The sequence below is a fragment of the Streptomyces sp. NPDC086835 genome, assembly GCF_044745705.1.
In the GTDB taxonomy this organism is placed as follows: Bacteria; Actinomycetota; Actinomycetes; order Streptomycetales; family Streptomycetaceae; genus Streptomyces.
Genome location: NZ_JBIVAU010000004.1, coordinates 301,792 through 319,929 on the forward strand (window position 1 = coordinate 301,792; position 18,138 = coordinate 319,929).

General features: G+C 72.2%; 18 protein-coding genes. 6 read left to right on the forward strand and 12 right to left on the reverse strand.

What is annotated here, in order from left to right; all coding sequences use genetic code 11:
- Positions 1-56 precede the first annotated feature (56 nt).
- Positions 57-548 carry a hypothetical protein gene (locus ACIPJI_RS16525; RefSeq protein WP_402246904.1) on the forward strand — a complete coding sequence of 164 codons (492 nt, stop codon included), beginning with the start codon at positions 57-59 and terminating at the stop codon, positions 546-548.
- 31 nt (positions 549-579) lie between these two features.
- Here the strand turns inward: ACIPJI_RS16525 and ACIPJI_RS16530 are convergent, their stop codons facing one another.
- Genes ACIPJI_RS16530 through ACIPJI_RS16540 form a run of 3 tightly spaced genes read right to left on the reverse strand, consistent with a single transcriptional unit; the run spans position 580 to position 2,925 of the window.
- A complete protein-coding gene (locus tag ACIPJI_RS16530) occupies positions 580-1,356 on the reverse strand; it encodes an enoyl-CoA hydratase/isomerase family protein (RefSeq protein ID WP_402246906.1) in 777 nt (258 codons plus the stop codon).
- Positions 1,353-1,775, reverse strand: a complete 423-nt coding sequence (locus tag ACIPJI_RS16535; protein WP_356618623.1) for an OB-fold domain-containing protein — start codon at positions 1,773-1,775, stop codon at positions 1,353-1,355. Before ACIPJI_RS16535 ends, ACIPJI_RS16530 begins: the two co-directional genes overlap by 4 nt.
- Before the next feature lies 1 nt (position 1,776).
- Entirely contained in the window at positions 1,777-2,925 is a 1,149-nt protein-coding gene (locus ACIPJI_RS16540) for a lipid-transfer protein (protein ID WP_307706958.1), read from the reverse strand.
- Positions 2,926-2,991: 66 nt separating this feature from the next.
- Here ACIPJI_RS16540 and ACIPJI_RS16545 point away from each other — a divergent pair, with 66 nt between their 5' ends.
- Complete coding sequence (locus ACIPJI_RS16545) at positions 2,992-4,557, forward strand: FadD3 family acyl-CoA ligase (protein ID WP_402246908.1); 1,566 nt, start codon at positions 2,992-2,994, stop codon at positions 4,555-4,557.
- Between the two features lie 59 nt (positions 4,558-4,616).
- On the opposite strand, the gene ACIPJI_RS16550 is transcribed toward ACIPJI_RS16545, so the two are convergent.
- From ACIPJI_RS16550 to ACIPJI_RS16590, 9 genes are all read right to left on the reverse strand, one after another.
- The gene (locus tag ACIPJI_RS16550) at positions 4,617-5,849 is read right to left on the reverse strand and encodes a cytochrome P450 (RefSeq protein WP_402246910.1); all 1,233 of its coding nucleotides are present in this window, start codon (positions 5,847-5,849) and stop codon (positions 4,617-4,619) included.
- Positions 5,846-7,084 carry a cytochrome P450 gene (locus tag ACIPJI_RS16555; RefSeq protein WP_307706955.1) on the reverse strand — a complete coding sequence of 413 codons (1,239 nt, stop codon included), beginning with the start codon at positions 7,082-7,084 and terminating at the stop codon, positions 5,846-5,848. Before ACIPJI_RS16555 ends, ACIPJI_RS16550 begins: the two co-directional genes overlap by 4 nt.
- A complete protein-coding gene (locus ACIPJI_RS16560) occupies positions 7,081-7,740 on the reverse strand; it encodes an ATP/GTP-binding protein (RefSeq protein WP_307706953.1) in 660 nt (219 codons plus the stop codon). The genes ACIPJI_RS16555 and ACIPJI_RS16560 overlap by 4 nt, the downstream gene beginning before the upstream one ends.
- Complete coding sequence (locus ACIPJI_RS16565) at positions 7,715-8,074, reverse strand: DUF742 domain-containing protein (RefSeq protein ID WP_053557178.1); 360 nt, start codon at positions 8,072-8,074, stop codon at positions 7,715-7,717. The genes ACIPJI_RS16560 and ACIPJI_RS16565 overlap by 26 nt, the downstream gene beginning before the upstream one ends.
- On the reverse strand, positions 8,071-8,493 hold the full coding sequence (locus ACIPJI_RS16570; RefSeq protein WP_356618614.1) for a roadblock/LC7 domain-containing protein: 423 nt from the start codon (positions 8,491-8,493) through the stop codon (positions 8,071-8,073). The genes ACIPJI_RS16565 and ACIPJI_RS16570 overlap by 4 nt, the downstream gene beginning before the upstream one ends.
- The gene (locus ACIPJI_RS16575) at positions 8,490-9,998 is read right to left on the reverse strand and encodes an ATP-binding protein (protein WP_402246913.1); all 1,509 of its coding nucleotides are present in this window, start codon (positions 9,996-9,998) and stop codon (positions 8,490-8,492) included. The genes ACIPJI_RS16570 and ACIPJI_RS16575 overlap by 4 nt, the downstream gene beginning before the upstream one ends.
- Positions 9,999-10,252: 254 nt before the next feature.
- A complete protein-coding gene (locus tag ACIPJI_RS16580; protein WP_356618610.1) occupies positions 10,253-10,477 on the reverse strand; it encodes a sigma-like protein in 225 nt (74 codons plus the stop codon).
- Between the two features lie 261 nt (positions 10,478-10,738).
- On the reverse strand, positions 10,739-13,684 hold the full coding sequence (locus tag ACIPJI_RS16585) for a BTAD domain-containing putative transcriptional regulator (protein ID WP_356618608.1): 2,946 nt from the start codon (positions 13,682-13,684) through the stop codon (positions 10,739-10,741).
- Positions 13,685-13,806: 122 nt separating this feature from the next.
- Entirely contained in the window at positions 13,807-14,607 is an 801-nt protein-coding gene (locus tag ACIPJI_RS16590; protein ID WP_402246915.1) for a polysaccharide deacetylase family protein, read from the reverse strand.
- Between the two features lie 196 nt (positions 14,608-14,803).
- On the opposite strand from ACIPJI_RS16590, the gene ACIPJI_RS16595 reads away from it, so the two are divergent.
- From ACIPJI_RS16595 to ACIPJI_RS16610, 4 genes are all read left to right on the forward strand, one after another.
- Positions 14,804-16,024, forward strand: a complete 1,221-nt coding sequence (locus ACIPJI_RS16595; RefSeq protein ID WP_402246917.1) for an amidohydrolase family protein — start codon at positions 14,804-14,806, stop codon at positions 16,022-16,024.
- Positions 16,025-16,112: 88 nt separating this feature from the next.
- Positions 16,113-16,637, forward strand: a complete 525-nt coding sequence (locus ACIPJI_RS16600; RefSeq protein ID WP_307706945.1) for a GNAT family N-acetyltransferase — start codon at positions 16,113-16,115, stop codon at positions 16,635-16,637.
- A 64-nt stretch (positions 16,638-16,701) separates the two neighbouring features.
- Positions 16,702-17,115, forward strand: a complete 414-nt coding sequence (locus ACIPJI_RS16605; protein ID WP_402246919.1) for a PaaI family thioesterase — start codon at positions 16,702-16,704, stop codon at positions 17,113-17,115.
- 93 nt (positions 17,116-17,208) lie between these two features.
- The gene (locus tag ACIPJI_RS16610) at positions 17,209-18,129 is read left to right on the forward strand and encodes an LLM class F420-dependent oxidoreductase (protein ID WP_402246921.1); all 921 of its coding nucleotides are present in this window, start codon (positions 17,209-17,211) and stop codon (positions 18,127-18,129) included.
- Positions 18,130-18,138 lie beyond the last annotated feature (9 nt).

An 18,138-nucleotide genomic window follows, 5' to 3' on the forward strand; every position in this document is an offset into this window, starting at 1 on the left:
TGACGTGCGCTCGTCAACCGGGCCCATTCGCCGACACTTTCAACGGGGGTTGAAACGTGAAGATCCGTCATGTCCGCGCCATTGCCGTCTTCGGAATCGCGCTCGTCGCACTGACCGGGGCCCGTGGTTCCGGCGGTGGTGGCTGTGACAACTCCAGCAGCTCCAGCAGCTCTTCGAGCAGTGGCGGCAGCCACCGCGACGACGACAGCGCCGGCAGCACCGGCGGTGGCTCCGTCACCGGTGGTTCCAGCGCCGACAAGGCCGCGCGTGACATCACCATCGACGAGTGCATGTACGACGACGCGACGAAGGCACTCACCGCGAAGATCACCATCAACAACAGTGACTCGCTGGACTACGACTACGACGTCACCATGAAGTTCACCGGTGGCGTCGGCGGCACGGCCGTCCCGGCCACCGCGAGCAAGACGGCGATCGCCGTCGCCGCCGGCGCCTCCGAGACCACCGTGCTCACCACCCCGTACACCGGCTCCGGCGACGGCTCCGAGTACACCAAGTGCGAGGTCTCGCGGGCTTCCCGCAGCTGACCGGCGGGCGCCACGGCGCCCCGGTGGGGCGCTAACGCAGTCGGAAGCCGCCCTTGCCCCGCCCCTGCTCGAACAGCTCGGCCTGCCGTCGCGGCGGCAGGTTGCCGAGCGTGACCAGGTGCGGGGCAAGAGCGAGCGCCCGGGACCGTGACGCCTCGGTGGCCGACCACACGGCGCGTACCGTTCCCTGGACGGCGTCCGTCGGACACGACGCGATCACCGCCGCGGCCCGCAGCGCCGCCGCCGCCGCGCCGCCGGGCTCCGTCAGCTCGGAGACCAGGCCCACTTCGTACGCACGGCGTGCCGTCAGCCGCTCCGCCGTGCCCATCAGGGCCGTCCGCGCCACCTCGCCGGCCGGCATCCGCTGGGCCATGAAGACGGACTCGTAGGCGCTGACCATCCCGTACGTGGTGTGCGGGTCGAAGAACGTCGCCTCGTGCGAGGCGATCACGAACTCGCTCTCGCCGAGCAGGTAGAACGCCCCGCCGCAGGCCATGCCCTCGACGGCCGCGATCACCGGCTTCCACAGGTCGTTCGCCTTGGGGCCGATCTCCAGCAGCGGATCGTCGAGGGAGTACGGCGAGGACGGCTGCGGCACCTTGGCCGAGCGGTCGATGCCCGTGCAGAACGCCCTGGTGCCCGCGCCCGTGACCACCGCTGCCCGGACCGCGTCGTCGCGGCGGAAATCCCGCCACACCGCCGTCAGTTCCACAGCCGTCTCCAGGTCGATGGCGTTGAGTCTGGCGGGCCGGTCGAGGGTGACCAGGGCGACGCCGGTGTCCTCGTCGGTCTCCACGCGCACGCTCATGCGCGCTCCAGTCGCCATCGGGGCAGCCCGTCCTGGGTGAACACCACGCGCACCCCGGCACCGATGCGCAGCCGGGCCGGGTCGACGGAGTTCAGCGGCGCGTCCGGGGTGGCGACCACATTGCCGGCGAGCCGGATGCGGGGGGCGTCGAGCAGCTCGACGACGACCGCGTTGTAGGGGGCCTGTTCGGCGTAGTCGGGCAGCAGCGGCGGGTGCGGGAGAACGAACGACCAGATGCGCCCACGGCCGCTCATCAGGCGCCACTCGCTGTCGAAGGACCCGCAGTGCGGGCAGCAGGGCCGCGGCGGGAAGCGCGGTTCGCCGCAGGCCGGTGCGGCGCAGGCCTGGACGCGCAGTTCGCCGCTCGCCGCGTACTTCCAGAAGGGCGCGCCGTCGTCGTCGATGACCGGTCGCAGCATCTCAGCTCCTCAGCAGAAGGGCCGACGTCGGTACGCCCTCGCCCGCTGTCACCAGGCAGGTCCGCGCGTCCGGCACCTGGGCCGTCGAGGCGCCCCGCAGTTGCTTGACGCCCTCGTTGATCAGGTTGAAGCCGTGCACGTAGGCCTCGCTGAGTCCACCGCCCGCGGTGTTCAGGGGCAGACGCCCGCCGATCTCCAGCGCTCCGCCCTCGGTGAAGGCCGCGCCCTCGCCCCGCCCGCAGAAGCCGTAGCCCTCCAGCGACAGCGGGATCAGAGGGGTGAACGCATCGTAGATCTGCGCCACATGGACGTCGTCCGGCCCGAAGTCGGCCTGCTTCCACAGGTGCCGGGCGGCCGTCCAGGCGGGGCCGGTGAGCGGGTCGTCGTTCCAGTAGTTGACCATTCCGTGGTGCTGGGCGGGCAGGCCCTGGGCGGCGGAGTGGACGTAGACGGGTCTGTGCCGGCAGTCGCGGGCGCGTTCGGCGCTCACGATCACGCAGGCGAGCGCGCCGTCCGTCTCGAGGCAGTTGTCGAAGAGGCAGAGCGGTTCGCTGATCCAGCGGGCGGTCATGTACATCTCGCGGGTGAGCGGGCGTTCGTACATCATCGCGGCGGGGTTCTGGTTGGCACGGTTGCGGCAGGCGAGGGCCACGTTGAAGAAGTGGTCGCGGGTCGCGCCGTACTCGTGCATGTAGCGGCGGGCGAGCATGCCGATCTCGTCGGCGGGCCGCAGCAGCCCGAAGGGACGGGTCCACTGGGCCGGGGTCGGCAGCTGTGCCGTGGTGTTCGTCCAGGGCCGCGGTCCCGAGCCGCGTTTGCGCGAGCGCCAGGCCACCCCGACGCTCGCCTGTCCGGTGGCGACGGCGCCGGCCAGGTGCGCGACGGTGGCGCACGAGCCGCCGCCCCCGTAGCCGACCCTGGAGAAGAAGGTGACGTCGCCCGCGCCGACGGCCTTGGCGAGCTCGACCTCGTCGGTCTCCTCCATCGTGTACGAGGCGAAGCCGTCCACCTCGGAGGGGGCGATGCCGGCGTCCTCGAGAGCGGCGAGGACCGCGCGGCAGGCCAGTGTCTTCTCCGACTCGGGCAGTCGTCTGGCGAAGGCCGTCGAACCGATCCCGACTATCGCCGCCTTGTCCTTGAGGGTCGCCATGGCCGGAGCGTACAGCTAATCTGACGTACCGTCAGCTACTGCGCGAGGACGTACGGGAGGCATGTGATGCGACGCGGCGACCTGGCATGGGGCACCGTCCCGGAGCTGGTGCGAAGTGCCGCCCTGCGGTACGGGCAACGCGAGGCCGTCGTCGACGGGCGCACCCGCGTCCCGTTCGCCGAGCTCGGCGAACGGGTCGAACGCGCCGCCGCCGCGTGCATCGCCTCCGGCGTCCGCAAGGGGGACCGGGTCGCCGTCTGGGCGCCCAACACCCTCGACTGGATCGTCTGCGCCCTCGGCGCCGTCACCGCGGGAGCCGTACTCGTCCCCCTCAACACCCGCTTCAAGGGCACCGAGGCGGCCGACGTCCTCAAACGCTCACGCGCCAGGCTCCTCTTCGTCACCGGCACCTTCCTCGGCACCTCCTACGTCGCCTCCCTGCGCCGCTGCGACGTGGAGCTTCCCGACCTGGAGCAGGTCGTCGTGCTCGCCGAGAGCGCGCCGCAGGAGTACCGCACCTGGAAGGACTTCCTCGCGGGCGGCGACGGCGTCGGCGCACGGCAGGTGCGGGAGCGGGCCGGCACCGTCACCGCCGACGACCCCTCCGACCTCGTCTTCACCTCCGGTACCACCGGCCGCCCCAAGGGCGCTGTCATCACGCACGCCCAGACGCTGCGCTGCTACGACCTGTGGAGCGAGCTCGCGGGGCTGCGCGAGGGCGACCGCTACCTGATCGTGAACCCGTTCTTCCACACCTTCGGCTACAAGGCCGGCATCATCGCCTGCCTCACCCGCGGCGCCACGATGGTCCCGCAACCCGTCTTCAACGTGGAGACCGTCCTCGCCAACATCGCCGCGGAACGCATCTCCGTGCTCCCCGGCCCGCCGACCCTGCACCGGTCGCTGCTGGACCACCCGGCACGCGGCCGGCACGACCTGAGCACACTGCGGCTCGTCGTCACCGGCGCCGCCGTGGTCCCCCTCGAACTGGTGGAACGGATCCGCGACGAGCTGCGCGTCCCCACCGTCCTGACCGCCTACGGACTCTCGGAGGCGAGCGGCATCGTGACCATGTGCCGCCGGGGCGACGCCCCCGCCACCGTCGCCGCCACCTCCGGCCGTGCGATACCCGGCACGGAGGTCCGCGTCCTCGCGCCGCCGGGAGAGCCGGGGGAGGTACTGGTACGCGGTCACAACGTCATGCGCGGCTACTTCGAGGACCCCGAGGCAACGGCCCGCGCGATCACTCCCGACGGCTGGCTGCGCACCGGCGACGTCGGCGTCCTGGACGAGGCGGGGAACCTGCGCATCACCGACCGGATCAAGGACATGTTCATCGTCGGCGGCTTCAACGCCTACCCCGCGGAGATCGAGCAGCTGATCGGCCTGCACCCGGACGTCGCGGACGTCGCCGTCGTCGGCGTGCCCGACGAACGCCTCGGCGAGGTGGCCAAGGCGTACGCGGTCCGCCGGCCCGGCTCGACGCTCACCTCCGACGACCTGATCGCCTGGTCACGACGGGAGATGGCGAACTACAAGGTCCCCAGACACGTGGAGTTCATGGCCGGACTGCCCCGCAACGCGAGCGGGAAGGTGCTGAAGACCGAGCTGCGCGCCCGGCACGGCGGCTGAGCGCGGCACCGGCCCGGTCCCGCGCTGTCGCGGCACCGGGCCGGGCCCGTCTGCGGTGGTCAGCCGTGGAGGCGGACCGGGATCTCCTGCCACCCGTACGCGATGAACGAGGGCACCTGCTTCAGCTCGTCGGACGTGAACGCGGCGGTGAGGCCCGGGTAGCGGTCGAAGAGCGCCGGCAGCGCGGTCATCGCCTCCATGCGGGCCAGCGGGGCGCCGATGCAGCGGTGCACACCGATACCGAAGGACAGATGGTCGTCGGCCGCGCGCGTGGCGTCGAAGGCCGCCGCGTCCTCGCCGTAGCGCGCGGGGTCGTTGCCCGCGGCCGCGTACGTCGTCAGGATGGCGTCGCCCGCCGGGACGGTGACCTTGCCGACGGTGATGTCGGACACCGCGAACCGCAGCGGCAGCGAGGCGATCGACGGACGGACCCGCAGCACCTCCTCGATCACCTGCTCCCAGCTGATCCCGCCGGCCCTGACGGCGGCCAGCTGCTCGGGGTGCTCGAGCAGCGCGACGACGGCGTTGCCGATCAGATTGACCGTCGTCTCGAAGCCGGCGCCGATGACGAGGAGCAGGGTGTAGAGGAGCTCCTCGTCGCTGAGCCGGTCACCGTCCTCGTCGCGGACCCGGATCAGCTCGGTGGTCATGTCGTCGCCGGGGTGCTCGGTCTTGTACCCGATGAGGGAGCCGAGGACCGTGCCGATCTGCTCCTGGACCCAGGCCGCCCGCTCCGGGCTCGGGTCGGAGGTGTCCATGAGGGCGGCGATCAGCCGACCGGTGGCCTCACGCAGGTCCTCGGGCACGCCGAACAGCTCGCAGATCATGCGCATGGGCAGCGGGTGCGCGAACGCGGCCTTCACGTCCACCACTTCGCCGTTCGCGCCGGCCGCGTCCAGTTCGGTGAGCAGCTCCTCGGTGATGGCCTCCACGCGGTCCCGCATCGCCTCGGTGCGCCGGGCGGTGAAGCTGGGGGCGACGAGCTTGCGCAGCCGGGTGTGGTCGCTGCCGTAGGTCGACAGCATGTTGACCACACCGACCCAGCCGAGGATCCAGCCCCACTCGGGGCGCTCGCCGATCTCGGGGAAGAGCGACCAGTGCTTACGCGGGTCCTTGCTGACCTGCGGGTCGAGGATCAGGGCCTTGAGGGTGTCGTAACCGGTCGGCGCCCAGGCGGGTATGCCGCCGGGCAGCTCGACCGGTACCACCGGACCGAGGGAACGGAGCTTCGCGCACTCGGCGATGATGTCGGCACCGAACGGATCGACGGCCACACGGGTGGACACGGTCATGAACGGTCTCCTGCCTGGTCGGGGCTGTGAGGAGTGAATCTGACGGGCAGCGCCGTCAGCGAACGGTGGAACGGGCCCGGCCGCCAGCTGAGCCGCTCACGCGGTACGACCGGCTGAAGATCCGGCAGCCACTGGGTGAGGCGCTCGATGGCCTCCGTGGCGATCAGCAGGGCCGGCTGCTTCACGGGGCAGGCGTGCTCACCGGCGGAGAACGACAGGTGCGAGGCGTCGTGGCGGTGGTGCGTCCCGGCGAAGTCCTTTTCGGCGAAGTGGCCCAGCGCTCCGTACGAGACGACGACCGGGACCGCCGCCTGCACCCAGACGCCGTGGAAGGACACGGACTCGCGGGCGAAGTGGATGCCGTAGTTCGACAGCGGGGTCTCGTACCGGAGCACCTCGAGGACCGCGTCCATCACCGGCCGGGAGCCACTGGTGAGGGTGGAGTAGTAGTCGGGGTTGCCGAGGATCCGCGAGAGCGCGTTGGAGACGAGGTTGGCGCTCGGCTCGTGGCCCGCCCCGAGGGTGAGGAAGACCTGCCAGGTGACCTCCTCCGGCGTGAGGGCCAGCGGGTGGTCCAGCAGCCGGCTGGTGATGTCGGGCCCGCGCTGCACCGACTTGGCGGCGATCAGTTCCAGCACGTACCTGCCGTACTCGGCCTCGCCCTCCGCCGCGCGGTCGCCGCCCTCCATCATCGCGCCGAGCGCGGCGTCGAGCCGGCCGGACTCGCTGTCGGGCAGCCCGAAGAGGTTGTTGAAGATCAGCGCCATGAGCGGCCGGGCGAACTCGGTGACGAGGTCCGCGGAGCCGGCCGGGCCGAAGCGGCCGACGAGCACGTCCACCGCGTGATGGACGCGTTCGCGCAGGTCGTGCGGCTCCACCAGGTCGAACGCGTCCGTGAGGCTGCGCCGGTAGCGGATGTGCGCGTCGCCGTCCGCGAAGAGGGAGTTGGGCCGCCAGCGCATCATGCCGAGGACGGGGGAGTCCTCCGGGACGGTGGCCTCCCAGGGGCGCGGGTCGTGCGACCAGGTCTTGGGGTCGTGCAGCAGGTCGAGGGCGGCGCGGCGGTCGGTGACGACGTACGCGGGCACACCGGGGGCGAGCTCCGCCCAGCCGACCGGACCCTGCGCCCGCAGCGCCGCGTAGTAGGCGTGCGGGTCGGCCGCGAAGCCCTCTTCCCACAGTCGTACGGGCGCGGACAGCGAGAACGCGTCGGCGCGGGCAGGATAGGCGTTCAACGGAGCTCCGTCCGGCGGCTGTTGCGGTCGATGAGGTGCTGGACCAGGGCGAGCAGCGCGTCGACGGAGGAGTTGGTGTCGCGGGCGTCGCACATCACCAGCGGGGTGTCGTGCTCGAGGTCGAGGGCGCGGCGCAGCTGCTCCTCGCCGTAGGTCTTCGAGTCGGGGAAGGTGTTCAGGGCGACGGCGTACGGCAGTCCCGACTCCTCGACCATGCCGAGGACGTCGAAGGAGTCGTCGATACGGCGGGTGTCGACGAGCACGAGCGCGCCGAGCGCCCCGTAGGCGATGTCGTTCCACAGGGAACGGAAACGTTCCTGGCCGGGGGTGCCGAAGAGGTAGAGCACGATCCCGCCGCCCAGCGAGATCCGCCCGAAGTCGATGGCGACGGTCGTCGACGTCTTGTCGCGCACCCCGGCCAGGTCGTCGACCGCCACCGACGCCTGCGTCAGATGTTCCTCGGTGTGCAGCGGCCGGATCTCGGAGACGGAGTCGATCAGTGTCGTCTTGCCGACGCCGAACGGGCCGGCGACAAGGATCTTGACCAGTTCCCGCGCGGTGTCGGGCAGATGCAGACCGGCCTCGGCCGAGTCGCGCTCACGCGAGGACGGGCCGGAGCGCGCGGGCGGGCTAAAGCTTGAGGGCGCGGAGGCCATCGGCCACTCTCTTCAGAAGGTCACGGTCGGGCAGGGCTGCGGAGGGGACCGGTGGGCGTGCGCGCACCAGACCCTGGTCGATCAGGGCGGCGGCCAGGACGCGGACCGCGGAGACCGGCAGCTTCAGCAGGGCGGCCGTCTCCACCACGGTCAGCGAACCGCCGTCGAGCGCCTCCAGCACGGCGTGCTGGGCGGCGGGCAGGCCGGCGGGCGCGGGCCCGCCGGCGCCGGTCAGCACCGACAGGCGCTCCAGGCTGTTGCGACTGGGCCTCGCCACCCCGCCGGTGGACAGGTAGGCGGGCACCAGGGGGCGGCCGCTCCGGCGGCCGGTCATACCGCTGTGCCGCCGTCGGCCACCCGGGGCGCCGCGGCCATGGCCTTCTCACCGAGCCGGGCGACCTGGGAGTGGACCCGGTGGCCCAGCAGGTCCAGGCGTACCTCCGGGCTGCCGTACGCGGCCACGCACGTGCCGTGGTCCGTGGGCGCGACCAGGATGTAGCCGTGGTCGGACTCGACGACCACCTGCCGCAGCCGGGCGGCGTCCTCGTCGGCGAACGCGGCGGCAGCGGTACGGCACGCACCCTGGACGGTGCTGATGATCGCTGCGACGCGCTCCGCCGAGTCCTGGGAGAGCGCGGCGGAGTACCCGGAGACGAGCCCGTCCCTGGTCAGCAGCGCGGCGGCCCGGACATGCGGGATTTCGAGGATCGGATCGAGCACCCAGGCGGCTTCACCGGGGTCGCGGCTGGTCATCGGGGGGCGTTCCCTTCGGTCTCTGCGGCGTTGCGTGCCGCGGCTGTTGCGGACTGCAGCGCCCCGAGCGCCGCGGCGGACTCCTCGGGGGTGCGGGCAGGTGCCGCGGGCGCGGCCGGTTCGGGGGCGGGCGCCGCGGAGGACGCCTCCGCGCGGACCCGGCGGCGGCGCTGCGGGAGCTGGTCGCCGTCCTGGGCGGGGTCGGGCACCGGCTCGTGGACGGGCTCGTCGCCGTGCGGCGCCGGGGCGGCGGCCGGCGATGTGGCGCGGGTGGCGGGCGCCGGGAGCCGCGGCTGCGCGACGCGCGGTTCAGGGCGGGGCTGTTCGGGGCCGGTGGGCTGCGCCTGCCGGCTGGTCGGTTCCTGCCGGACCGGCGGCGTCTGTTCCGTGGGCCCTGCCTGCTCGGCCGCGAGCTCGGGCTCCGCCGAACTCCGGGTGGACCGGGCGGCGCTGACGGCGGGCGGGTGCAGGACCGGGTCGATACGGGTCAGCAGATGGCTCTTGACGAGCAGCACGGCCCGCACACCCCCGTAGGGCGACGGCGTGGACAGGTCCACCGACACGTCGAACTGCCGCGTGAGCCGGCCGATCGCCGCCAGCCCCATCCGGGGCGGGTCGCCGAGGTCGGACAGCAGGATCGGGTCGTCCCCGGCCACCAGCCGCTGCGCGGCGGCCCGTTCGTCGCTCGCCATGCCGACGCCCGCGTCGTCGACCGTCACGGAGACGCCGTGGTGGACGCGTTCGAGGTTCACCACCACGGCGGTGTCCGGCGAGGAGTGGCGCAGCGCGTTGTCGAGCAGCTCGGCGACGATGATCGCCACCGGCTCGACCGCGTGCGACACGAGCGCGGTGCCCGGCTCGAGGTGGTTGTGCACCTGGACCCGGTGGTAGCCGACGAGCCTGGCCTGTCCGCCCGTGACGGCGTCGACCAGGTGCGACTCCTCGCGGGCGAGCCCCACCCATGCCCCGCACACGACGGCGGCGACCTGGGCGCGGCGCAGCGACTGCTCGTTCTCGTGGTCGAGGGCGAAGAGGGTCTGCGCCAGCTCCGGGTCGTCGTAGCGCTGCTGGAGCCCGCGCAGCACGTCCTGGAGCCGGTAGAGCCCGGCCTGGATCTCGCGGGTCGCACCGCGCATACCGGCGCGGGCGGCGGCGTCGACGCGTTTGCGTTCCTGGGCCATGGCGGTGCGCAGGGCTTCGAGCACGGCCTCCGTCCCCGCACCCGCCGGCCCGAGCGGTCCGGGCACCCGGACGTGCGGGTGGGCGGTCCGGGTGGCCTCCGCGGGCATCCGCTCCGCGGCGAGGTGGGCGATCTCGGCGGCGAAGGCCTGGGCCGCGCGGTCCACTTCGTACCGGGCGGCGTCGAGATGCGACCGGAGCGTGGCGATCTCCTCGCGCTGCCGGGCCCGTTCCCGCCGGGAGCGGAGGAGCCCGCCTCCCAGGACGAGTGCCGACAGCGTCCCGGCGGCCAGGCCGCCGGCGGCCAGGTCCGGTATCTCGATCATCGAATTAGACCTCGGGAGAGCAGGGTGTGGGGGGCGCCGTGAGGCGCGCTCGCCAAGTACACACTGCCGCTGAGCGGTTGCGCTCGGTTTCTGTCGAAGATCCTTTGGTTTTGTCCGGTCGGTGGCCCATTGTTGACGAAGTGTCTGAGTGTGGCTCAGAACACAGCCGGAGCACGCCGGTTCGGGACATGCCACGGCCGCGGCGGCTCCCCTCCGCGCCGCCGCGGCCGTTCCCCGTCGTGGTTGGCTTCGTGTCAGCCCTTCGGCGGCGCCGGGGCGTGGTGGTCACCCATGGTGGTGATGGTGCTGTCGGCGGGCGGAACCGGCGCGTGGTGGTCGCCCAGCGTGGTGATGCCGTCGGCGGGCGGAACCGGCGCGTGGTGGTCACCCATGGTGGTGATGCCGTCGGCGGGCGGCGCGGGCGCGTGGTGGTCGCCCAGCGTGGTGATCTCTTCGCGGTTCTGCTTGTTCGTGCTCATGTCGTCCCCCATGGGATGTCCGATGACCGGAGGGCCTTCCGGCCGGCGACTCCCCCGAGGGTCGCCGGACGGAAGGCCGGTGGACCTGTCACCCGCTGAGGCGCCGGCCCGTGTGATCCGTCTGCCCCCCGATGCGACGGATCGAATGCTTGGAGCATGTCGGACGAGCATAAACATTCGATGAACGCCCTGCCCCCGCCCCTGCCGGTTCCTGCATCCGTCTTCCCGGACCCGCAGGGATCGGCCGTGCGCGGCGAACCGTCAGGCGGCGCCGCTGAGCGGTTCGAGCAGCGCGCGGACCTCCTCGGCCTCCGCCGCGCCCGTCTGCTCGTGGAGGAACAGCGCGTCACGCCAGCACGCACGCGCACGGTCCGCCTGACCGAGCGCGTCCAGGGCCAGTCCCAGCGTCGTCAGCACATTGCCGCGGGTACGGTCGCCGCCGATGCAGCCCATCGCGAGCGCCTGCTCCGCGTGCTGCGCGGCCCGTGCCGGGCGGCGCGCGGACAGATGCGCCTGAGCGATGCGGAAGTGGGCCGTGCCCTCCCACAGGCGCTGCCGGTTCGACTCGAACAGGCTCAGCGCCTGTGACAGTTGCTCCAGGGCGTCCGTGTGGCGGCCCGCCTGGGTCAGCGCGACACCGAGGGCGTAGCGGGCGTTGGCCAGCCGCAGGGTGTGGCCGATCCGGTCGTAGATGGCGATGCCCTGCTCCGCGAGGGAGATCGCCTGGGTGATGCGGCCGGTGGCGACGTGGATGCGGGAGAGGTTGGACAGGGCGCTCGCCTCGCCGGGCAGGTTGCCGTCGCGGCGTGAACCCTCCATGGCGCGGCGCAGGTGTTCCTCGGCCTCCTGGTTGCGTCCCTGTATGAAGGCGATGATGCCCCGGTCGTTGTCCGACCAGTAGACCGGCGCCGGGTCGTTCACCGAGCGGGCCAGGACCGCCGCCTGGGCGGCCTCCTCGTCCGCCTCCTCGTAACGGCCCGCCGTGAGATGGACGTTGGTCATCGACGTCCGGGCCCGGCCTTCGGTCCGGGTGTCGCCGGCGGCCCGTGCGGCCTCGACCGCCGCGCAGGCCACGGACTCGTAGACCTTCGAGTTCGCTCCCGACTCGGCGAGGTTCTGGACGGCCCACAGCAGATCCACCGCCCGCCGCAACTGCGGTCCGGGGGACGCCTGCCGGGCGCAGGCCAACAGGCAGTGGGCCTCCGCGTAGAGCCAGTCCTGGGCGTCGTCGAGGTGCGTGAACTTCAGCCCGGCGTCACCCGTCGGCTCCAGATGGACCACGAGCCGGTCGCCGGGCCGCTCCATGGCGAAGACCCGGGCCGCCGTCGCCAGGTAGAAGTCCAGCAGGTGGGAGACGGCGGCCTCCCGCGCCTCAGGGGACTCGTCCCGCTCCGCGCATGCACGCGCGTAGAGCCGCACCAGGTCGTGGTAGCGGTACCGGCCCGGCGCCGCGGACTCCAGCAGGGACGTGTCGACCAGTGCCTCGAGCAGGTCCTCCGTCTCGTGCGGCGGCAGTTCCAGCACGGCGGCCGCCGCGGCGAGCGAGATGTCCGGGCCGTCCGCCAGGCCCAGCAGGCGGAACGCCCTGGCCTGGGCCGGCTCCAGCTGGCCGTAGCCCAGTTCGAAGGTGGCCTTCACCGCCAGGTCGCCGGCCTGGAGCTCGTCGAGGCGGCGCCGTCCGTCGGCCAGCTTGGCCGCGAGGACCGAGACGGTCCAGGTGCGGCGGGCCGCCAGCCGCGAGGCGGCGATACGGATGGCGAGCGGCAGGAAGCCGCATGCCGCGACCACGTCCAGCGCGGCGTCGCGTTCCGCGCCGACCCGTTCCGCCCCGACGATCCGGGTGAACAGCTGGAGGGCCTCCTCGGGGGACATCACGTCCAGGTCGACCAGGTGCGCGCCCGCCAGGTCGACCATCCGCACCCGGCTGGTGATCAGCGCGGCGCAGCCGGCCGTGCCGGGCAGCAGGGGCCGGACCTGGGCGGCGTCGCGGGCGTTGTCGAGCAGCACCAGGATCCGGCGCCCGTCCAGGGCCGAGCGGTAGAGGGCCGCCCGTTCGTCCAGTGTGTCCGGGATCGCCGAGTCGGGTGTGCCCAGGGCGCGCAGGAACGCGCCGAGGACCGTCTCCGGTTCCGCGGACCGGTTGCCGGTGCCCTGGAGGTCGACGTACAGCTGGCCGTCGGGGAAGTGCTTGCGTGCCTGGTGGGCCACATGGACGGCCAGGGTGGTCTTGCCGACGCCCCCGATGCCCGCGAGGGCGGACACCGCCATCACGGAGCCCTCGGCGGTCGCCAGTTGACCGCCGAGCTCCTGCACGAAGGACGACCGGCCGGTGAAGTCGGGCACGGTGGCCGGCAGCTGGGCGGGCCGGGTGGTCTGCGGGGCGGGTGCGGTCTCCTCCGGCGTGCGGGCGAGTTCGGCGTCGGCCCGCAGGATGCGCTGCTGGAGGCTGGAGAGTTCGGGACGCGGGTCGACGCCCAGTTCCTCGGCGAGCAGCCGGCGGGTGTCGGCGTAGACGGCGAGTGCCTCCGCCTGGCGGCCGCTGCGGTACAGGGCGAGCATCAGCAGCTCACGCAGCCGCTCACGCAGCGGGTGGGTCGCGGTGAGCGCCGTCAGCTCGGAGACGGCCTCGGCGTGCCGGCCGACCTCGAGGTCGATGTCGAGCCGGGTCTCGAGCAGTTGCAGACCCCACTCGACGAGCCGGGTGCGCTGGTTCTCCGCGTACGGTCCCGGCACGTTGGCGAGCGGTTCGCCGTCCCACAGGTTCAGCACCTTGTTGAGCAGCGCCCGGGCCTGGGTACGGTCGCCGGCGGCGTTCGCCTTGTACGCCTCCGCCGCGAGCTCCTGCGCGACGGCGAGGTCGAGGGCGTCCCGGCCGATGCGCAGCGCGTAGCCGCCCGACTCGCTGACCAGGGTGTCCGGGTCGAGTGCCTTGCGCAGCCGGGAGGCGTACGTGCGGACGGCGGCGAGGGCCTGGGAGGGGGGTTCCTCGCCCCAGATCGCGTCGATCAGTTCGTGGGCGGTGGCGGTGCGCCCGTCGCGGAGCAGCAGCGCGACGAGCAGGGCGCGCTGCTGCGGCGAGCCGGGCGGCAGGATCTGACCGCCCCGCCGCACCCGTACCGGTCCGAGCACGCTGAAGTACAGCTCGGCGTTCTCGCTCCCGAGCGGAGCGCGCTGGTTCGGTACGCGTGGCCCGCTGTCACGGTCCATAGGTGCCCCCTGCCGGTACTGCCGGAATCGCCCTCGACAGTCTGCCTTGTTGGGGGTGGCCGCGTCAGCAGCGGGGCGGCGGCGACTGCTGTCCGTCCGCCGGGCCGTCCGGCCCGCTCTGATCAGGGGCGATAGACCGTGCCGGGTTCGGGTGCGGCCGGTGCGAGCAACTGGGTGACCGTGACGAAGGTGTAACCGCGCTTCTTCAGCTCGGCGATGATCCCGGGCACGGCGGGGACCGTTCCGTCGTAGATGTCGTGCAGCAGGATGATGCCGTCGCGTCCGGCCTGGTCGAGGATCCGCTTCTTGATGAGCTCGCTGTCGGTGGTGGAGTAGTCCTTGGCGGTGGCGCTCCACAGGACCTGGGAGAGGCCGAGTTCCTTGCTGACGGCCTTCACCTCGTCGTCGGTGCGGCCCTGCGGCGGGCGCATCAACCGCGGCTTCTCGCCGGTGATCTCCTCTATGGCGTCCTGGGTGCGGCCGAGTTCCGCGCGTATCTCTTCCTTGTCGAGCTTGTCGAGCCGCTTGTGGGTCCAGGTGTGGTTGGCGACCTCGTGGCCTTCCGCGGCGAGGCGGCGCACCACTTGGGGGTACTTGAGCACGTGGTTCTTGCCGAGGAGGAAGAAGGTGGCGGGCACCTTCTCCTTCGCGAGGTGGTCGAGCAGTTCGGGGGTGTCCTTGCCGGGGCCCGCGTCGAAGGTGAGCGCTATGCACTTGGCCTTCTCGCAGTCGACGGCCGGTGCACCGGAGCCTTGGCCCTTCTCGCTCGCGAGCGGCTTCCCGTCGGAGCCGGCGGCGTCGGAGCGGGCGTCCGCCGGCGAGGTGCTGTCGACGGAGCAGCCGGCGAGAGCGAGGGCCAGCGTCAGGGCCGCGGCGAGTGCCGGGACAACCCTGGAGCCGGTTGTGTACGTCCTTGAAGGCATGGTGAGTCTCCCCGTTCGTGGTGGCGCGGTGGCACGGCGGTGTGCCGGTCGTACGGAATGCGGCCGCCGGCCGGTGGTCGTCCGTACTCGCCGGTGACTATACACAGCGTGTATACGCGGGGTTCATAGTGGCCCGGGCCGACGGAACCCGCCCCCGACAGCTGACGGGTCGTCAGATCAGCGCTACCTTGAGACGATGGAGACCTTCCCCAAGATCATCTCGGTGGACGATCACACGGTGGAGCCCCCCGGCGTCTGGCGGGACCGGCTCCCGTCGAAGTACGCCGGCACAGGCCCCCGCATCGTCCGTGCGCCCTTGAAGGAAATGACCTTCCTGGGCGGCAGGTTCGCCCCCGTCATGGGAGCGCCCGGCGACGAGGGACCGGTCGGCGACTGGTGGGTCTACGAGGACCTGCACCGGCCGCTCACCCGGCTCGACACCGCCGTCGGCTACGGCCGCGACGAGATCAAGCTGGAGATCATCACCTACGAGCAGATGCGCCCGGGCTCCTACAGCGTCCCGGAGCGGCTCGCCGACATGGACGTCAACCACGTCCGGTCCGCGCTCTGCTTCCCCACCTTCCCGCGCTTTTGCGGCCAGACCTTCACGGAGGCCGCCGACCGCGAGCTCGGGCTGCTGTGCGTCCGCGCCTACAACGACTGGATGGTCGAGGAGTGGTGCGGCCCCGAGGCGCGGGGCCGGCTCGTACCGCTGACCCTGATCCCGCTGTGGGACGCCGAACTGGCCGCCGCGGAGGTCCGCCGCAACGCCGCGCGCGGCGTGCGCGCCGTCGCCTTCTCCGAGATACCCCCGCACCTCGGGCTCCCGTCCGTCCACACCGACGCGTGGGACCCGTTCCTCGCGGCGTGCGACGAGACCGGCACGGTCATCGCCATGCACATCGGCTCCTCCAGCCGGATGCCGTCCACCTCCGCGGACGCGCCTCCCGCCGTCGGTTCGACCATCACCTTCGCCAACTGCTGCTTCTCCATGGTCGACTGGCTGATGAGCGGCAAGTTCGAGCGCTTCCCGGGCCTGCGGGTCATGTACGCCGAGGGGCAGATCGGCTGGATCCCGTACGTCCTGGAGCGCGCGGACGTCGTCTGGGAGGAGAACCGCGCCTGGGGCGGTGTCGCGGACAAGGTCACCCGGCCCCCCTCCGAACTCTTCGCCGAGCATGTCTACGGCTGCTTCTTCGACGACGCGTTCGGCCTCAGGAACCTGGACGCGATCGGGGCAGGGAACGTCCTCTACGAGACGGACTACCCGCACTCCGACTCGACCTGGCCGAAGTCCAAGGAGGTCGGCGAGTCCCAGATGGGCCACCTGCCGCAGGACGTGGTGGAAAGAATCGTGGCGGGCAACGCGATCGACCTGCTGGGGCTGACCGACGACGGGCTGTGGGCGGGCCCGTAGACGATCACCGGGGGACAATCGCGTTGAGCGAGCCGCCCGCCGCGTGCTACCTGTGACGTGATCACACGAAACGAAGGGGGCGGCGGGCATGGTGCTCGGAGAACTGGTGAAGCTGCGGGCGATGGGCCCGGCGGACGCGGCGGCGCTGTGGCGGTGGAACCACGACCCGGACGTCATGCGCTGGATGGACGACAACCACCCCTCGTCCCTCGAGCATGTGCAGAAGTGGCTGGCCGACCGCCCGCGCAACACCTACGGCGACCTGCTGCTCGGGATCGAGGTGCAGAGCGACGGCCTGCTGATCGGGCTCGTCGCCCTGCGCGACGCGGAACCGGAGACCGGCATCGCGGAGCTGGACATCTATCTCGGCGAGAAGGACTACTGGGGCAAGGGCTACGCGACCGACGCCATGCGGACCGTGTGCCGGTACGGCTTCGACAAGATGCGCCTGCACAAGATCTCGCTCACGGTGGTCACCGAGAACCTGGCCGCACAGCAGGTCTACAAGAAGGTCGGCTTCGTCGAGGAAGGCCGCCTGCGCCAGTCCTTCCGCCGCGACGGAAAGTGGTACGACCAGTTCACGATGGGCCTGCTGGAGGGCGAACTCCGCTGACGTCCGCGACGCCCGTGTGCCCCGCCCGCTACCGGGAAGGCCCGGCGACCGGCACCATCAGGGCATGACGCTCACCACCGCGGAAGCGGGCAAGATCCTCGCCGACAGCTTCGCCCCCTGGGTCCTCGAACTCGGCCTGTCCGTCGAGGAGACGGGCGACCTGCACGCCGTGCTCCGGCTGCCCTGGTCCGACCGGCTCGCCCGGGAGGGCGGCGGGATGTCCGGGCAGGCACTGATGGCCGCGGCCGACACGGCGACGGTGATCGCCGTGTCGTCGGCCCGGGGCGGCTTCGTCCCCATGACCACGGTCCAGCAGTCCACGAGCTTCATGCGCGCGGTCGTCGGCGCCGACGTCCTGGTCGACGCCCGGATCACCAAGCTGGGCAAGCGCATGGCGTTCGCCGACATCACCATGACCGCCCAGGGCGCCCCGGAGCCGGCCGCCCGCGCGTCGACGGTGTACGCGCTGCTCGGCTGAAGCCGCTGCGCCGCCCTTGCCTGATGGAGCGTCAGCCCTGACGATGGCGAACAGCCGTCACTCCTGACGGCCCGTCAGCTTCGAGGAGTCTCCATGGTGGCGTACGGGATGCAGCTCCCGGTCCAGTCGCAGAGCACCCTCTACGCCGAGCCCTGGGAGACCGAGGCCGGCCCGGACGACCTCGCCGCCGTCGCCGTGGCGGCCGACCGGGCCGGCTTCTCCTACATCGCCGTCTGCGACCACGTCGCCGTCCCCCGCCGCCTCGCGGACGCCATGTCCACGGTCTGGTACGACCCGGTCGCCACGCTCTCGTTCCTCGCCGGGGTGACCGGACGGGTACGGCTGCTGAGCCATGTCGCGGTCGTCGGGCTGCGCCACCCCCTGGCGTCCGCCAAGCAGTACGCGACCCTCGACCACCTCTCCGGCGGACGGCTGGTCCTCGGCGTCGGGGCCGGCCACGTACGGGAGGAGTTCGAGGCCCTGGGTGTCGACTTCGACGCCCGCGGAGCCGTCCTCGACGAGACCATCGACGCACTGCGCGCCGCGCTCGGCCCCGGCGAGTATCCGGAGTTCCACGGCGAGCGCTTCCGCTTCGAGGACCTCGGGCAGCGGCCACGGCCCGCCCAGCCCCGTATCCCCCTCTGGGTCGGCGGCTCCTCGCCGGCCGCCGTGCGACGGGCCGCGCTCAAGGGTGACGGCTGGCTGCCGCAGGGCGATCCGCGCGAGAAACTGCCGGCGCAGATCGCCCGGATCCGGCAGCTGCGCGAGGCGGCGGGGATCGAGGCCCCCTTCGTGATCGGCGCCATCACCGAACCGCTGTACATCGGCGAGCCCGGCCGGCACGTCGGCCGCCGGACGGTCGCCGGCAAGCCCGCGGCGGTCGCGGAGTCCCTGCGGGCCTACGCGGTGATGGGCGTGGACCAGATCCAGGTGCGGTTCCGCAGCCGGAGCCGCAGTGAACTGACCGACCAGATGGCGGCCTTCGCCGCCGACGTCGCCCCGCACCTCGACTGACCAAGGAGC

Excerpts from the sequence above, each read along its gene's own strand:
- ACIPJI_RS16540 (WP_307706958.1), bottom strand. The coding sequence starts at position 2,925 with ATGGCGACCCTCAAGGACAAGGCGGCGATAGTCGGGATCGGTTCGACG.
- ACIPJI_RS16595 (WP_402246917.1), top strand. The coding sequence starts at position 14,804 with ATGGAGACCTTCCCCAAGATCATCTCGGTGGACGATCACACGGTGGAG.
- ACIPJI_RS16600 (WP_307706945.1), top strand. The coding sequence starts at position 16,113 with ATGGTGCTCGGAGAACTGGTGAAGCTGCGGGCGATGGGCCCGGCGGAC.
- ACIPJI_RS16550 (WP_402246910.1), bottom strand. The coding sequence starts at position 5,849 with ATGACCGTGTCCACCCGTGTGGCCGTCGATCCGTTCGGTGCCGACATC.
- ACIPJI_RS16565 (WP_053557178.1), bottom strand. The coding sequence starts at position 8,074 with ATGACCGGCCGCCGGAGCGGCCGCCCCCTGGTGCCCGCCTACCTGTCC.
- ACIPJI_RS16610 (WP_402246921.1), top strand. The coding sequence starts at position 17,209 with ATGGTGGCGTACGGGATGCAGCTCCCGGTCCAGTCGCAGAGCACCCTC.
- ACIPJI_RS16570 (WP_356618614.1), bottom strand. The coding sequence starts at position 8,493 with ATGACCAGCCGCGACCCCGGTGAAGCCGCCTGGGTGCTCGATCCGATC.
- ACIPJI_RS16560 (WP_307706953.1), bottom strand. The coding sequence starts at position 7,740 with ATGGCCTCCGCGCCCTCAAGCTTTAGCCCGCCCGCGCGCTCCGGCCCG.
- ACIPJI_RS16530 (WP_402246906.1), bottom strand. The coding sequence starts at position 1,356 with ATGAGCGTGCGCGTGGAGACCGACGAGGACACCGGCGTCGCCCTGGTC.
- ACIPJI_RS16590 (WP_402246915.1), bottom strand. The coding sequence starts at position 14,607 with ATGCCTTCAAGGACGTACACAACCGGCTCCAGGGTTGTCCCGGCACTC.
- ACIPJI_RS16605 (WP_402246919.1), top strand. The coding sequence starts at position 16,702 with ATGACGCTCACCACCGCGGAAGCGGGCAAGATCCTCGCCGACAGCTTC.
- ACIPJI_RS16535 (WP_356618623.1), bottom strand. The coding sequence starts at position 1,775 with ATGCTGCGACCGGTCATCGACGACGACGGCGCGCCCTTCTGGAAGTAC.
- ACIPJI_RS16575 (WP_402246913.1), bottom strand. The coding sequence starts at position 9,998 with ATGATCGAGATACCGGACCTGGCCGCCGGCGGCCTGGCCGCCGGGACG.
- ACIPJI_RS16545 (WP_402246908.1), top strand. The coding sequence starts at position 2,992 with ATGCGACGCGGCGACCTGGCATGGGGCACCGTCCCGGAGCTGGTGCGA.
- ACIPJI_RS16580 (WP_356618610.1), bottom strand. The coding sequence starts at position 10,477 with ATGAGCACGAACAAGCAGAACCGCGAAGAGATCACCACGCTGGGCGAC.
- ACIPJI_RS16585 (WP_356618608.1), bottom strand. The coding sequence starts at position 13,684 with ATGGACCGTGACAGCGGGCCACGCGTACCGAACCAGCGCGCTCCGCTC.